Raw genomic sequence first — 14,589 nt, forward strand, 5'->3', positions numbered from 1 at the left:
CGGGTCGCCCCGGGCGTACGGACAGCGGGAACCGAGGGCACGCACATGGCGTTGATAACTTTGGGCGGCACACTGTGAAGACCCCACCTGTCCGCCCCAACCCTGCGGCCGGGCCTCGCACGAGCCTGCACCCCTCGACCCAGGAGCCTGTCACCCGTGACCACTCTCGCGCTCGGCCCCAGCTGGCTGGACCCCGACTACCTCATCGAAACCTTCGGCCTGCTCGGCGTCCTGGCGATCGTATTCGCGGAGTCCGGCCTGCTCATCGGCTTCTTCCTGCCGGGCGACTCGCTGCTGTTCACCACGGGTCTGCTGGTCACCACGGATGTGATCAAGCAGGATCTGTGGGTGGTCTGCGTCGGTGTCGCCGCCGCGGCGATCATCGGTGACCAGGTCGGCTATCTCTTCGGCCGGAAGGTCGGCCCCTCGCTCTTCCGCCGCCCGGACTCCAAGCTCTTCAAGCAGGAGAACGTGGAGAAGGCCCATGAGTTCTTCGAGAAGCACGGGCCCAAGTCGCTGATCCTGGCCCGCTTCGTGCCCATCGTGCGCACGTTCACGCCGATCATCGCGGGCGTGAGCCGGATGAACTACCGCTCCTTCATCATCTTCAACATCATCGGCGGCGTCGCGTGGGGCGTGGGAGTCACCGTGCTCGGGGCCGCGCTGGGCAAGGTCGCCTTCGTCCACGAGCACATCGAGATGATGCTGATCGCCATCGTGCTGCTGTCGGTGATCCCGATCATCATCGAGTTCCTCCGCGCCCGCGGCAAGGCCAAGAAGGAGGCCGCCTCCGGCCCGGCGGAGCCCGCGGGCGCCCAGGGCCCCGTGGCGGGTCCGGGCGCGCCGGACGCGGGCCCCGAGGCGCGCTACCAGGCGCAGCAGCCCTCGGGCCCGATGCCGCGCGGCCGTCACGCCAAGCGCTGACGCCCAGCGGCTCCAGCCCCCACAGCTCCCACAGCCCCCACCTTCGGATGGCGGCCACCGACCCGCACAATGGGCACGGTGGCCGCCATGGTGCATGGTGGCCGGGGTACATCTGGCACAGAGGCGGGTGAGGAGCGAGGAGACGTGGGGTCCGAACGACAGCGCGGGCAGCGCGGTGCGAGCGTGCCGGAAGCGGAGGCGGCGGGAAGCCGCAAGCCGCAGTCGGACGAGGCGCACAGCGCCTTCACCCCGCCGCTCGGGGTGCCGCTGCCGCCCCCGCCCGAGGACGACCACCCCACCTCCGAGTTCGCCGTCCCCGAGGGGCTGACCGCCGAACCCGCCACCGACTCCGAGGGCTCGGCCTTCGTACCGCCCGCCGGGGTCAGGACGGGCCCGCAGGGCGGCCAGGGCGCGAACCTCCCGGCGTTCACCCCGCCGGGCGGCATCCCCGTCGTCCAGCTCGCCAAGGAAGGCCCCTGGCAGGACCGCATGCGCACCATGCTGCGCATGCCGCTCAGCGAGCGCCCGGCCCCCGAGCGCCAGGAGCGGCAGGACGAGGCGGGGCCCGCGGTGCCGCGCGTGCTGGACCTGATCCTGCGCATCGGCGAGCTGCTGCTCGCGGGTGGCGAGGGGGCCGAGGACGTCGAGGCGGCGATGTTCGGCGTGGCGCACGCGTACGGGCTCGACCGCTGCGAGCCGACCGTCACCTTCACCCTGCTCTCGGTCAGCTACCAGCCCTCGCTCGTCGACGACCCGGTCACCGCCAGCCGGACCGTACGCCGCCGGGGCACCGACTACACCCGGCTGTCCGCCGTCTTCCGCCTGGTCGACGACATCACCTCCGGCGAGGACTTCACCCTGGAGGAGGCCTACCGCCGCCTCGCCGAGATACGCCGCAACCGCCACCCCTACCCCGGGTGGGCGCTCACCGTGGCGGGCGGCGCGCTGGCCGGCGCGGCGAGCATGCTGGTCGGCGGCGACTGGCCGGTCTTCTTCGCGGCGGCGGTCGGGGCGATGCTCGGCGACCGGCTGGCCTGGCTGGCCTCGGGGCGCGGGCTGCCGGAGTTCTACCAGTTCGTGGCCGCGGCGATGCCGCCCGCCGCGATGGGCGTCGCGCTCAGCCTGGCCGGGGTGGGGCTCCAGGCCTCCGCGGTGATCACCGGCGGGCTGTTCGCGCTGATCCCGGGGCGGGCGCTGGTGGCGGGCGTCCAGGACGGGCTGACCGGCTATTACATCACCGCCGCGGCCCGGCTCCTGGAGGTCGGCTATCTGATCGTCGGGATCGTGTGCGGCGTGCTGACCGTGCTCTACGGGGGGCTCCAGCTGAACGCGAAGCTCAACCCAGAGGCGGCGCTGCGGCAGGTCGACCGGCCGGTGACGCAGATCGTCGCGGCGATGCTGCTCGCGCTGACCTTCTCCATCCTGCTCCAGCAGGAACGTCACACCGTGCTGTTCGCGACCCTCAACGGCGGGGTGGCCTGGGTCGTGTACGGGGCGCTGCACAACACCGCGAACGTCCCGGCGGTGGCCGCCACGACCGTCGCGGCCGGGCTGGTCGGCCTCTTCGGCCAGCTGCTGTCCCGCTACCGCTACGCGTCCGCGCTGCCGTACGTCACGGCCGCCATCGGGCCGCTGCTGCCCGGTAGCGCCACGTACTTCGGCCTGCTCGCGCTCGCCCAGGGCAATCTGGACCGGGGCATCGCCCATCTGACCCAGGCGGCGGCGCTGGCCCTGGCCATCGCCATCGGGGTGAACCTGGGCAACGAGGCCGCGCGCCTGTTCCTGAAGGCCCCGCGGCCCGAGACCGAGCCCGCGGGCCGCCGCGCCGCCAAGCGCACCCGCGGCTTCTGAGGCCCCCACAAGCCCCCCACAAGCCCCCCCACAAGCCCCCACAAGCCCACACACACAGGCCCCCACACAGCACAGGACAGCACAAAGGGCGGGCCGGAAAACCCGGCCCGCCCTCCGTCAAAGCTCAGCTCATCAAAGCGCGGTCACGAGCACGCTCAGTGCGCGCCGCCCGCCGCCTCCAGGCGCTTGACGGAGGCCTCGACCTCGGCCTCGGCCTCGGCGCGGCCCACCCAGTTGGCCCCCTCCACCGACTTGCCCGGCTCAAGGTCCTTGTAGACCTCGAAGAAATGCTGGATCTCCAGGCGGTCGAACTCCGAAACGTGGTGAATGTCACGCAGGTGCTCGACACGCGGGTCCGACGCGGGCACGCACAGCAGCTTGTCGTCGCCGCCCGCCTCGTCCGTCATCCGGAACATGCCGATCGCACGGCACTTGATCAGACAGCCGGGGAAGGTCGGCTCGTCCAGAATGACCAGCGCGTCCAGCGGGTCGCCGTCCTCGCCGAGGGTGTTCTCCACAAAGCCGTAATCAGCCGGGTAGCTGGTCGAAGTGAAGAGTCGACGGTCGAGACGAATGCGCCCCGTCTCGTGGTCCACCTCGTACTTGTTGCGCGAACCCTTCGGGATCTCGATGGTGACGTCGAACTCCACGGGTGGCTCCTCCATGATCAACACATACGTCTGGTGATTAAGTGTCCCCCACGCAGGTGTGTGGTGGCGAAAGGGGCTGGTCCGACGTGCCTGAAGCCAGATCGTGGCAGGTCAGGTGGTGGCAGAGCCAGTGGCAGAACGCCACGGGCCGGTGGCGGAGCGCCACGGTGGAGCAGCGGCGTACGTGGCGACTGTCGGCTGTCTCCGCCTTTGTCGGCCTGGTGGTGGCGGTCGCTTCGGTGCTCGCGGCCGGGCCGTGGGACAACGGGCAGCGTAAGGCCGAGCGGGCCCGCGCCGCCGGGAGTCCGGGCACAGGTGGCGAGCGTCACGGCGGCGACGACGCGCGGTCGGCGCCCGGCGCCGCGCCGGTGCTGGCCCCCCTGGGCACGGCCGCCGTCGCGCCCTCCCCGGACAGCGGCGACGACGCGGTCCCGGCGCCCACCCAGGCGGGCCTGGCCGACGCGCTGGAGCCGCTCTTGGACGAAAACGGCGCCGCCGGCGCGCTGGGCCGTACGGGTTCGGTGTCCGTCGTGGACGCGGCGACCGGGCGGCAGGTGTACGGGGCGCGGGCGGACGCCAAGGCCGTGCCCGCCTCGATCATCAAGCTGGCGACCGGCATCGCGGCGCTCTCCGCCCTCGGGCCCGACCACCGCATCAAGACCACCGTCGTCGTCCCCGAGGGCGGTGGGAAGGGCAAGGACAAGGACCGCATCGTGCTGGTCGGCGGCGGCGACCCCACCCTCACCGCCCGCCCCGCCAAGGGCCCCGACGCCCCGGCCAGCCTGCGCAAGCTGGCCGACAAGACGGCATCCGCGCTCAAGAAGAGCGGCACTGACAGCGTCCGGCTCGGCTACGACACGTCCCTCTACTCCGGGCCCGTCCTGCATCCGATCGGCCCCAACGAGAACATCTCGCCGGTCACCCCGCTCATGGTCGACGAGGGCCGCCTGGACGACAGCGACCACGGCCCGGCCCCCCGCTCCCACGACCCCGCCGCCGACGCGGCGGAGGAGTTCGCCACGATGCTGCGCGACCGCGGGATCGCCGTGAAGGGCGAGCCGAGGTCCGTCAAGGCCGCGAAGGACGGGAAGGACGGGAAGGGGGTGCGGCCGCTCGCGACCGTACGCTCCCAGCCGCTGTCCGCCCTGGTCGAGCGGGCGCTGACCAACAGCGACAACGACATCGCCGAGGCCCTCGCCCGGCAGACCGCCGTCGCCGCCGGTGAACCCGCCAGCTTCGACGGCGCGGGGCGGGCCGTCATGGCCCGGCTGAACAAGCTCCGGCTGCCGCTGTCCGGCGCCCGGATCGCCGACGGCAGCGGCCTGGACCGCGCCGACCACGTGTCAGCGGCCCTGCTCGCCCAGGTCCTGGTGCGCGCCGCCGACCCCGACCACCCCGAGCTGCGCCCGGTCCTCACCGGCCTGCCCGTGGCCGGCTTCACCGGCACGCTGCGCGGCCGCTACGCACAGGACGCGGTGGGCCGGGGCGTGGTCCGCGCGAAGACCGGGACCCTGACGGGCGTCAACACGCTCGCGGGCGCCGTCGTCGACGCGGACGGCCGCCTTCTGGTCTTCGCGTTCATGACGAACGGAACCACCGACCCCCAGGGGGCACAGCGCGCGCTGGACCGCATGGCGTCCGCACTCGCGAACTGCGGCTGCCGCTGATGCCCTCGTCGCCTCCCGGATGGACCGCGCGCCACGTACCGTGAAGCCATGACGAGCATCGGTGGTGCGGAGATGGTCGACTGGAACCTCGCGGTCGCGACCGCGACCCGGCTGGTGCGGCCGGGCCCCGACGTGAGCCGCGACGAGGCGCGCGCCGTGGTCGCGGAGTTGCGCCGGTACGCCAAGTCGTCGGAGGAGCACGTCCGGGCGTTCACCCGGATGGCCCCGGCGGGCGGACCGGGCTCGGACACCCCGGTTCTCGTCGTGGACCGGGCGGGCTGGATCAAGGCCAATGTGGCGGGCTTCCGCGAGGTGCTCAAGCCGCTGCTGGGCAAGGTGCAGGAGCGGCGCGGGGGGCTGCCGGGCGGGGCCGTGCTCGGCGCGGTCGGCGGCAAGGTGACCGGGGTCGAGCTGGGGATGCTGTTGTCCTTCCTGGCCTCCCGGGTGCTCGGCCAGTACGAGACCTTCGCGCCGCCGAGCCGCGACCTGCCCGCCTCCTCGGGCGGCGGGCGGCTGCTGCTGGTGGCGCCCAACGTGGTGCATGTCGAGCGTGAGCTGGACGTGGCCCCGCACGACTTCCGGCTGTGGGTGTGTCTGCACGAGGAGACGCACCGCACGCAGTTCACCGCGGTGCCCTGGCTGCGGGACCACATCGAGTCCGAGATCCAGGCCTTCCTCGGCGAGACCGAGGTGGACCCGGCCACCCTCCTGGAGCGGTTCCGCGAGGCGGTCCAGTCGCTGGGCGGCGGCCGGCCGGAGGCGGACGGCGACCGGGACGGCAGCACGCCCAGCATCATCGAGCTGGTGCAGACCCCGGCCCAGCGGGAGATCCTCGCCCGGCTGACCGCCGTGATGTCGCTGCTGGAGGGGCACGCGGACTATGTGATGGACGGCGTGGGGCCCGAGGTCGTGCCGTCCGTCGCGGAGATCCGCGAGAAGTTCCAGAAGCGCCGGGCCAGCGGCGCGGGCCGACTGGACCAGGCGCTGCGCAAGCTGCTGGGGCTCGACGCCAAGCTGCGGCAGTACCGGGACGGGGAGCGGTTCGTGCGGGCCGTCGTGGACCAGGTCGGGATGGACGGCTTCAACCGCGTCTGGACCTCCCCGAACACCCTTCCGACCAAGGCGGAGATCAGCAAACCCGAGGACTGGGTCGCGCGCGTGCACCGCAGAACGGAGCTGTAGTCCCGCGCCGGGACGGTGCGGGAAAGAACGGCCCGTGAAAGAAACGGGAAGGTGATGGGAAAAGGGGACGGAGCACCCGCGGCGACGGGCGAACGCACCCTTTGATCATTCGCTTGATCACTCATCCGAAATCACTCGTCCGAGGGACCGTGAGCGACGGGTAGGCGTGCGATGCTCGGGGAACAGCTCGCTTCTGTCACCATCGACGTACTCAGCGTGACGACATCCTCGTAACGGCCCCGAGGCACCCCCTCGAACGACAGATGGGAAACGGACATGGGTCCCCATCCAGCGGTCGCCGCGATACGCCTGGCGGTCCGCCGCGTCCTCCACGACGTACTCGTCGACTTCCCGACCTCGCCGACCTCGCAGCCCGCCCCCGCCCCGGCCTTCGCCGCCGGCGCCGTGCCACTGGTGCTCGTCGCCTGCTCCGGCGGCGCCGACTCCATGGCGCTCGCCTCCGCCCTCGCCTTCGAAGCCCCCAAGCTCGGGGTGCGCGCCGGAGGGGTCACCGTCGACCACGGCCTCCAGACCGGCTCCGATGTGCGCGCCGCCGAGGTCGCCGAGCGGCTGCGCCTGCTCGGCCTGGAGCCGGTCGAGTCCGTCGCCGTGTCCGTCGGCCGGGAAGGCGGCCCCGAGGCCGCCGCCCGTGACGCGCGCTACGCCGCCCTCGACGCCGCCGCCGAGCGCCACGGCGCGGTCGCCGTGCTGCTCGGCCACACCCGCGACGACCAGGCCGAGACGGTCCTGCTGGGGCTGGCCCGCGGCTCCGGCATCCGCTCGCTGTCCGGCATGGCCCAGGTCTCCGGCGCCGGCGGCCGCTACCGCCGCCCCTTCCTGCGGCTCGACCGGCAGACCGCGCGCCGGGCGTGCCTGGCCCAGTCGCTGCCCGTATGGGACGACCCGCACAACGTGGACCCGGCCTACACCCGCTCCCGGGTCCGCCATGAGGCGCTGCCCGTCCTGGAGAAGGCCCTCGGCAAGGGCGTCGTCGAGGCGCTCGCCCGCACCGCCCAGCTCTCGCGCGACGACGCCGACGCCCTCGACGCCTGGGCGGCCCGGGCGGAGGCGGAGGTGCGCACCGATGTGCGGGCCGCCGTACGGGCCGAGGCCGCCCGCCCCGGCCCCGCTCAGCCCGGTGTCGCACAGCCCGCTGCCGCCCGCCCCGATGCCGCGCGCCCCGATGCCGCCGAGCCGGACGCCGTCGAGCTCGACGCCGTCGGGCTGCACGCGCTGCCCCCCGCCGTCCGCCGCCGGGTGCTGCGCCGCGCCGCGATCGCCGCGGGCGCCCCCGCCGGTTCGCTCTTCGCCCGCCACATCGAAGAGGTGGACCGCCTGATCACCGGTTGGCGCGGTCAGCGGGCCCTCAACCTCCCCGGCCGCGTGGAGGTCCGCCGGGAGGGTGGCAGACTGGTCATCCGGCAGGGCTGACGCGCCCAGCCAGTGAAGCCGGTAACCCTAACGAGAGTGGCGCGGGTGGACGACAAGGACATGGGCACCGACCTGAAGTCGGTCCTCATCACCGAGGAAGAGATCAACGCGAAGCTGGCCGAACTGGCCGCGAAGATCGACGCGGAATACGCGGATAAGGACCTGCTCATCATCGGAGTCCTCAAGGGCGCGGTGATGGTGATGGCGGACCTGGCACGCGCCCTGTCCACCCCGGTCACCATGGACTGGATGGCCGTGTCCTCGTACGGCGCGGGCACCCAGTCCTCCGGCGTGGTCCGCATCCTCAAGGACCTGGACACCGACATCAAGGGCAAGCACGTCCTGATCGTCGAGGACATCATCGACTCCGGTCTGACGCTGTCCTGGCTGCTGTCGAACCTGGGCTCGCGCGAGCCCGCCTCACTGAACGTGTGCACGCTGCTGCGCAAGCCGGAGGCGGCCAAGGTCGCCATCGATGTGAAATGGGTCGGATTCGACATCCCCAACGAGTTCGTCGTCGGCTATGGCCTGGACTACGCCGAGAAGTACCGCAACCTGCCCTTCGTCGGCACGCTCGCCCCGCACGTCTACGGCGGATGACCCCTTCCGGGGCCTCTGGGAACCTGGCGCGGTTTCCCGCCGTTGGAGCAGGGGAAGGCGGATTTGTTAACAGTCCACGGCGGCGTCGGGTGACAATGCTGGGGTACCGTCCGAAGGTCAGTCTTTTTTGAGACTGAGGATTACACAGCTCATACACCGCAAATACACCGCAATACACCGCACGCACAGGCCGCCCCTCCAGGGCTGCCGTGCCTCACTGTGGCAGGAGGGACGGGGCGGAATCGCCCCGTATGGATGGACGTGAAGCGCTACTTCCGTGGGCCGGTCATGTGGATCGTGCTGGCCGTCCTCGCCGTGGTCGTGTTGATGCAGGTCGTCGGCTCGTCCGGCGGCTACAAGTCGGTGGACACCAGCCAGGTCGTCAAGGCGATCAACAGGAACCAGGTCCAGTCCGCCGAGCTGACGACCGGCGACGAGCACAAGATCAAGATCGAGCTCAAGGACAACGTCGCCAAGATCTCGGGCAGCAGCAAGCTCCAGGCCACCTACATCGGTGACCAGGGCCTCGACATCGCCCGGACCTTGCAGGCCAATGCCCAGAAGCAGGGCGGGATCCCGGACGGTTACAACGTCTCGACCTCGAAGCAGAACCCGTTCGTCGGGATTCTGCTGTCGCTGCTCCCGTTCGTGCTGATCGTCGTGGTCTTCCTGTTCCTGATGAATCAGATGCAGGGCGGCGGCTCCCGGGTGATGAACTTCGGCAAGTCGAAGGCCAAGCTGATCACCAAGGACACCCCGAAGACGACGTTCGCGGACGTGGCCGGGGCGGACGAGGCGGTCGAGGAGCTCCATGAGATCAAGGAGTTCCTCCAGGAGCCGGCGAAGTTCCAGGCCGTGGGTGCCAAGATCCCCAAGGGCGTGCTGCTGTACGGCCCGCCCGGCACCGGCAAGACACTGCTCGCGCGCGCCGTCGCGGGCGAGGCGGGTGTCCCCTTCTACTCGATCTCCGGCTCCGACTTCGTCGAGATGTTCGTGGGTGTGGGTGCTTCCCGCGTCCGCGACCTGTTCGAGCAGGCCAAGGCCAACGCCCCGGCGATCGTCTTCGTCGACGAGATCGACGCCGTCGGCCGCCATCGCGGCGCCGGCATGGGCGGCGGTCACGACGAGCGCGAGCAGACACTGAACCAGCTGCTGGTCGAGATGGACGGCTTCGATGTGAAGGGCGGCGTCATCCTGATCGCCGCCACCAACCGGCCCGACATCCTGGACCCGGCGCTGCTGCGCCCGGGCCGCTTCGACCGGCAGATCGCCGTCGACCGTCCGGACATGCAGGGCCGTCTGGAGATCCTCAAGGTTCACCAGAAGGGCAAGCCGGTCGCGCCGGACGTCGACCTCTCCGCCGTCGCCCGCCGCACCCCCGGGTTCACCGGTGCCGATCTGTCCAATGTGCTGAACGAGGCCGCTCTGCTGACGGCCCGCAGCGACAAGAAGCTGATCGACAACCACTTCCTGGACGAGGCGATCGACCGCGTCGTGGCCGGCCCGCAGAAGCGGACCCGGATCATGAGCGAGAAGGAGAAGAAGATCACCGCGTACCACGAGGGCGGTCACGCCCTGGTCGCGGCGGCTTCTCCGAACAGCGACCCGGTGCACAAGGTCACCATCCTCTCCCGCGGCCGGGCCCTGGGCTACACCATGGTCCTGCCGGACGAGGACAAGTACTCGACCACGCGCAACGAGATGCTCGACCAGCTCGCCTACATGATGGGCGGCCGCGCCGCTGAGGAGCTCGTCTTCCACGACCCGACCACGGGCGCGTCCAACGACATCGAGAAGGCGACGGCCACGGCCCGCGCGATGGTCACGCAGTACGGCATGACCGAGCGGCTCGGCGCGATCAAGTTCGGCTCCGACAACTCCGAGCCGTTCCTGGGCCGTGAGATGGCTCACCAGCGCGACTACTCCGAAGAGGTCGCCGCGCTGGTCGACGAGGAGGTCAAGAAGCTCATCGAGGCCGCGCACAACGAGGCGTGGGAGATCCTCGTCGAGAACCGCGACGTCCTGGACAACCTGGTCCTGGCGCTGCTGGAGAAGGAGACGCTCAACAAGGAGCAGATCGCCGAGATCTTCGCCCCGATCGTCAAGCGCCCGGCCCGCCCGGCCTGGACCGGCTCCTCGCGGCGTACGCCCTCCACCCGGCCGCCGGTGCTCTCCCCTCGGGAGCTCGCCCCGGCCAATGGCACCCAGCCCCCGGCGGCGGCCGGCCTCGCGAAGGCCACCGCCCCCGAGGACAGTGCGGAGCGCCCGGAAGAGGCCGGACCCGAGAGCTGATCCTCCCGGCCGCCCGGGGCCCCGGCCCCGGCGGCCCGGAGTGGGCCTCATCGGTCCATACCGGCCCGGAATGTATGCCGCGTTCCCCAGGTTTTAGCCTGGGGGGCGCGGCATCCGCCGTTTTTCAGGTTCCAGGTTCCTGGTTTTCTGGTTTTCCGTGCGCATGAGGAACGAGGCAGCTCCATGACCGACCCCATTTCGCTGGACGGCCAGGGCCCCGTCGGCGTCTTCGACGAGAAGCGCGCCGAGCAGGCGGTCCGTGAGTTGCTCATCGCCGTCGGCGAGGACCCGGACCGGGAGGGGCTGCGGGAGACGCCGGGGCGGGTCGCCCGCGCGTACCGGGAGATATTCGCCGGGCTGTGGCAGAAGCCCGAGGAGGTCCTGACCACGACCTTCGACCTGGGCCATGACGAGATGGTGCTGGTGAAGGACATCGAGGTGATGTCCTCCTGCGAGCACCACCTGGTGCCCTTCGTCGGCGTCGCCCACGTCGGCTATATCCCGTCCAACGACGGCAAGATCACCGGGCTGTCCAAGCTGGCCCGGCTCGTCGATGTCTTCGCCCGCCGCCCGCAGGTCCAGGAGCGGCTGACCACACAGATCGCCGACTCGCTGATGCGGATTCTGGAGCCGCGCGGAGTGATCGTGGTGGTGGAGTGCGAGCACATGTGCATGACCATGCGCGGGGTGCGCAAGCCGGGCGCCAAGACGCTCACCTCGGCCGTGCGCGGCCAGCTGCGCGACCCGGCCACCCGCGCCGAGGCGATGAGTCTCATCATGGCGCGCTAGGCCCAGCCGGCGCCCTGGGGCGCGGCTCAGGCCCGGGCGGCCGCGCCCGGGCCGTTTCCGGTGTCGTCGTCCTCGGGCAGCTTGCAGACCCGCTCCAGGAAGAACGCGGCGGCCACCACGGCCGCCCCCGCCAGCACGGAGGCGCCCGCGTAGATCGCCTGGTCCTTGCGGGCGGGCACGTCGAACTGCTCCATCAGGAGAAAGACCCCGACGCCGCCGTACATCCCCGAGACCAGCGCCGCCACCAGCGCGCTCGCCTGGCCGAAGACCAACGCCCGGGCGGCCACCAGCGGGTCGACGCCCTTGGCGCCGGGCCGGCGCTCGCGCTGGGCGCGCAGCCGCGACCGCAGGGACAGGGCGGTCGCGGTCAGCACGACCGCGATCAGGGCCAGCACGATCGGCGCGGCCACCGGCACGCTCGGCAGCGAACCCAGCGTGTCCCAGAGCCGGGAGCCCGCCCATGACACCACGCCGGCCGCGGCGAACAGCCCGACCAGGACCCTGATCCGAAGTTGCCTCACCGAGCGGTCGCCCCTCAAGTCGTACGTGGACGCGACGTCGTACGCCATCGCGCCGGAATCTACGGGATCAACGTCTATTCGGGGAGCCGCAGTTCCAGGTCCGCCCGCGGCTGTACGCCCTCCCGGCCCACCTGGGCCAGCAGCCCCGAGACCGCCCCGAGCCCCGGGACCTCGGCCGCCGGGTCCACATCGTGCCAGGGGACGAGCACAAAGGCGCGCTCGTGGGCGCGGGGGTGCGGCAGGGTGAGCACCGGGTCGTCGGAGATCACGTCCTGGTACGTGACGATGTCCACGTCCAGCGTCCGGGGGCCCCAGCGCTCGTCGCGCACCCGCTCGAAGGCCTCCTCGATGGCGTGTCCCCGCTCCAGCAGCGAGGAGGGCGGCAGCGTGGTCTTGATCAGCACCACCGCGTTGAAATACGACGGCTGGGCGCCGGGGTCCACGCCCCACGGCTCGGTCTCGTACACCGGGGAGACCGCCTTGACCCGCAGGCCCGGGGTGTCCTCCAGCGCGTCGATCGCGCCCTGGAGGGTCTCCAGGCGGTTGCCCAGATTGCTGCCGAGCCCGATCACCGCCCATTTGGGGTTCGACAACGTCACATCGGCCGCGTCCACCCGCTCCACGACGGAGGCCGGTACGGGCTGCACGGTCGGGTCGCTGCTGCTCATCATGGACGGCTCCGGGTGATGGTGATGGTCACGTCGTCGAAGGGCACGGTGATCGGGGCCTCCGGCTTGTGCACCACGACCTCGACCTCCTGAACCAGCTCGTGCTTGAGGCACCGCTCGGCGATCCGGTCGGCGAGGGTCTCGATCAGGGCGACCGGCTCCCCCTCCACCACCGCCACGACCTCTTCGGCCACCTCGCCGTAGTGGACGGTCCTGGTCAGGTCGTCGGTGGCCGCGGCGGGCCGGGTGTCCAGGGCGAGCACCAGGTCCACGACGAAGGTCTGGCCCTCCTCGCGCTCATGGGGGAAAACCCCGTGATGCCCGCGGGCCTTCAGGCCGCGCAGCGCGACACGATCCACCCGAATCACTCCTGCTGTCGTCGGTCGGGGTGCGTCCGATCTGCCTGGAACGCACCACCTGTCCCCCGCCGTCGGCGGGGGCACCTCCTTCGAATCTACCTGCGAGCAAGGACAGCACTCGCTCACGGGGGGCCGTGGCGCGCGCTCCCCGAGCCCCCGCGCGAGTTCCCCCTACCCGTCCATGCCGCACCTCGAACGAGCGCACCACTGGCGGGTGAGCCGAAAAAACCGGTGAGGCGAAAAAGGGGTGAACTCAGGGCAGAAGTCGGTCCGGGCCGCCGTCCAGGCCGTCGTCCGGGCCCTCGGCGTCGGCCGCGGCATCGTTCTCGTCGCGCTCCGCCAGCACCGGCGATCCGTGGTGCGCCCACACCTTCCAGCCGTCCCCGGTCCTCCGGAAGACGTTCGTGGCCACCACCAGCTGCCCCACCAGCGGGCCCAGCTGGCCCTCCTCCTCCGCCGGGGCACCGCTGAGGATGTTCTCCGTGCAGGTCACCATCGCGGTGTCGGCCATGACCGACACCTCCACATCCGTCAGAAAGAACTGGATGTAGTCGGTGTTCGCCATGATCAGCGCGTAGGAACGGAGCACCTCGCCGCGCCCGCGCAGCACCGGCCAGCCCGGGTGCACACAGGAGACCTCGGTGGCCGGATCGTCGAGCCACAGCCGCGACATCGCCCCGTGGTCGCCCTGCTCCATGGCCTCGTACAGCGCGGTGTTGGCGAGTGCCACCCGCTCGCTGTCGGTCAGGGAAGTCACACCGCTCCCGCCGTGTCCGCCGCCTCGATGGCCCGGGCCACGCGCACCGCGTCGGCGCTCGCGTGCACCTCGTGCACCCGCACCGCCCACGCGCCCTCCCGCGCCGCGATCGCCGAGACGGCCGCCGTCGCCGCGTCCCGCTCCCGGGCGGGGGGCGGGCTGCCGCCGTCCCTGGCCAGTACGCGCCCCAGGAACCGCTTCCGCGAGGCCGCCACCAGCAGCGGCCGCCCCAGCTCCCGCAGCGCGCCCAGCCGGGCGACGAGCGCGAGGTCGTGCTCGGCGTCCTTCGCGAAGCCGAGGCCGGGGTCGATCACGATCCGCTCCGGGTCGATGCCGCCGGCCACCGCCCGCTCCAGGCTCGCCCGCAGCTCCGCGACGACCTCGCCGACCACGTCGCCGTAGACCGCGCGGTTGTTCATGTCGATCGACTGGCCGCGCCAGTGCATCACCACGAAGGGCACCCGGGCGGCGGCCACCACAGGGATCATCGCCGGGTCGGCGCCGCCCCCGCTCACGTCGTTGACCAGCCGCGCCCCGGCCTCGACCGCCCGCTCGGCGACCGAGGCCCGCATGGTGTCCACGCTCACCACCAGCCCCGCGGCGGCCAGCTCGCGCACCACCGGGACGACCCGCCGCAGCTCCTCGGCCTCGTCGACGCGGGGCGCGCCCGGGCGGGTCGACTCGCCGCCGACGTCCACCAGGTCCGCTCCGGCCGCGGCCAGCTCCAGACCGTGCTTGACGGCCAGCTCGGTGTCGAACCACTGACCGCCGTCCGAGAACGAGTCGGGCGTGACGTTGACCACGCCCATCACCGCGCACCGGTCCCACTCCGGCAGTCCGGCCACCCGCCCCCGTCCACGCAACGTCCTCATGCACCCCAGACTAGGCGTACCCGGAC

At 71.7% G+C, this 14,589-nt stretch carries 14 protein-coding genes; 8 read left to right on the plus strand and 6 right to left on the minus strand.

Going from position 1 to position 14,589, the window contains the following annotated elements; genetic code table 11:
* Positions 1 to 156: 156 nt before the first annotated feature.
* Together ACH4S9_RS39875 and ACH4S9_RS39880 are read left to right on the plus strand one after the other, a co-directional pair.
* Positions 157 to 924, plus strand: coding sequence for a VTT domain-containing protein (locus ACH4S9_RS39875; protein WP_311727138.1), 768 nt, complete (start codon positions 157 to 159; stop codon positions 922 to 924).
* A 144-nt stretch (positions 925 to 1,068) separates the two neighbouring features.
* A complete protein-coding gene (locus tag ACH4S9_RS39880) occupies positions 1,069 to 2,775 on the plus strand; it encodes a threonine/serine exporter family protein (RefSeq protein WP_361186768.1) in 1,707 nt (568 codons plus the stop codon).
* A gap of 155 nt (positions 2,776 to 2,930) precedes the next feature.
* On the opposite strand, the gene ACH4S9_RS39885 is transcribed toward ACH4S9_RS39880, so the two are convergent.
* On the minus strand, positions 2,931 to 3,425 hold the full coding sequence (locus tag ACH4S9_RS39885; protein ID WP_014178498.1) for an inorganic diphosphatase: 495 nt from the start codon (positions 3,423 to 3,425) through the stop codon (positions 2,931 to 2,933).
* A gap of 86 nt (positions 3,426 to 3,511) precedes the next feature.
* Between ACH4S9_RS39885 and dacB the strand changes: the two genes are divergently transcribed.
* The 6 genes from dacB (at position 3,512) to folE (ending at position 11,386) form a co-directional block, all read left to right on the plus strand.
* Positions 3,512 to 5,092, plus strand: coding sequence for a D-alanyl-D-alanine carboxypeptidase/D-alanyl-D-alanine-endopeptidase (gene dacB / locus ACH4S9_RS39890; protein ID WP_398376628.1), 1,581 nt, complete (start codon positions 3,512 to 3,514; stop codon positions 5,090 to 5,092).
* 48 nt (positions 5,093 to 5,140) lie between these two features.
* Positions 5,141 to 6,274 carry a zinc-dependent metalloprotease gene (locus ACH4S9_RS39895; protein ID WP_311727140.1) on the plus strand — a complete coding sequence of 378 codons (1,134 nt, stop codon included), beginning with the start codon at positions 5,141 to 5,143 and terminating at the stop codon, positions 6,272 to 6,274.
* A gap of 276 nt (positions 6,275 to 6,550) precedes the next feature.
* Positions 6,551 to 7,705 (plus strand): tRNA lysidine(34) synthetase TilS, encoded by a 1,155-nt coding sequence (tilS, locus tag ACH4S9_RS39900; RefSeq protein WP_398376629.1) that lies wholly within the window; start codon positions 6,551 to 6,553, stop codon positions 7,703 to 7,705.
* 60 nt (positions 7,706 to 7,765) lie between these two features.
* Complete coding sequence (gene hpt, locus ACH4S9_RS39905; RefSeq protein WP_398376673.1) at positions 7,766 to 8,305, plus strand: hypoxanthine phosphoribosyltransferase; 540 nt, start codon at positions 7,766 to 7,768, stop codon at positions 8,303 to 8,305.
* Positions 8,306 to 8,560: 255 nt separating this feature from the next.
* A complete protein-coding gene (gene ftsH / locus ACH4S9_RS39910; protein ID WP_311727142.1) occupies positions 8,561 to 10,597 on the plus strand; it encodes an ATP-dependent zinc metalloprotease FtsH in 2,037 nt (678 codons plus the stop codon).
* 183 nt (positions 10,598 to 10,780) lie between these two features.
* On the plus strand, positions 10,781 to 11,386 hold the full coding sequence (gene folE, locus ACH4S9_RS39915) for a GTP cyclohydrolase I FolE (protein ID WP_311727143.1): 606 nt from the start codon (positions 10,781 to 10,783) through the stop codon (positions 11,384 to 11,386).
* A gap of 26 nt (positions 11,387 to 11,412) precedes the next feature.
* Here folE and ACH4S9_RS39920 read toward each other — a convergent pair whose 3' ends face one another.
* From ACH4S9_RS39920 to folP, 5 genes are all read right to left on the minus strand, one after another.
* Positions 11,413 to 11,907, minus strand: a complete 495-nt coding sequence (locus ACH4S9_RS39920; protein ID WP_311727227.1) for a DUF3180 domain-containing protein — start codon at positions 11,905 to 11,907, stop codon at positions 11,413 to 11,415.
* A 74-nt stretch (positions 11,908 to 11,981) separates the two neighbouring features.
* Positions 11,982 to 12,575, minus strand: a complete 594-nt coding sequence (gene folK, locus ACH4S9_RS39925) for a 2-amino-4-hydroxy-6-hydroxymethyldihydropteridine diphosphokinase (RefSeq protein ID WP_311727228.1) — start codon at positions 12,573 to 12,575, stop codon at positions 11,982 to 11,984.
* Entirely contained in the window at positions 12,575 to 12,934 is a 360-nt protein-coding gene (folB, locus tag ACH4S9_RS39930; protein ID WP_398376631.1) for a dihydroneopterin aldolase, read from the minus strand. Before folB ends, folK begins: the two co-directional genes overlap by 1 nt.
* Before the next feature lie 253 nt (positions 12,935 to 13,187).
* Positions 13,188 to 13,691: a nuclear transport factor 2 family protein gene (locus ACH4S9_RS39935; RefSeq protein ID WP_358843847.1), complete on the minus strand. Its 504-nt coding sequence runs from the start codon at positions 13,689 to 13,691 to the stop codon at positions 13,188 to 13,190.
* Positions 13,688 to 14,563, minus strand: a complete 876-nt coding sequence (gene folP, locus ACH4S9_RS39940; RefSeq protein WP_311727146.1) for a dihydropteroate synthase — start codon at positions 14,561 to 14,563, stop codon at positions 13,688 to 13,690. Before folP ends, ACH4S9_RS39935 begins: the two co-directional genes overlap by 4 nt.
* Positions 14,564 to 14,589: the final 26 nt, after the last annotated feature.

The sequence above is a fragment of the Streptomyces sp. NPDC021225 genome, assembly GCF_044332865.1.
GTDB lineage: Bacteria > Actinomycetota > Actinomycetes > Streptomycetales > Streptomycetaceae > Streptomyces.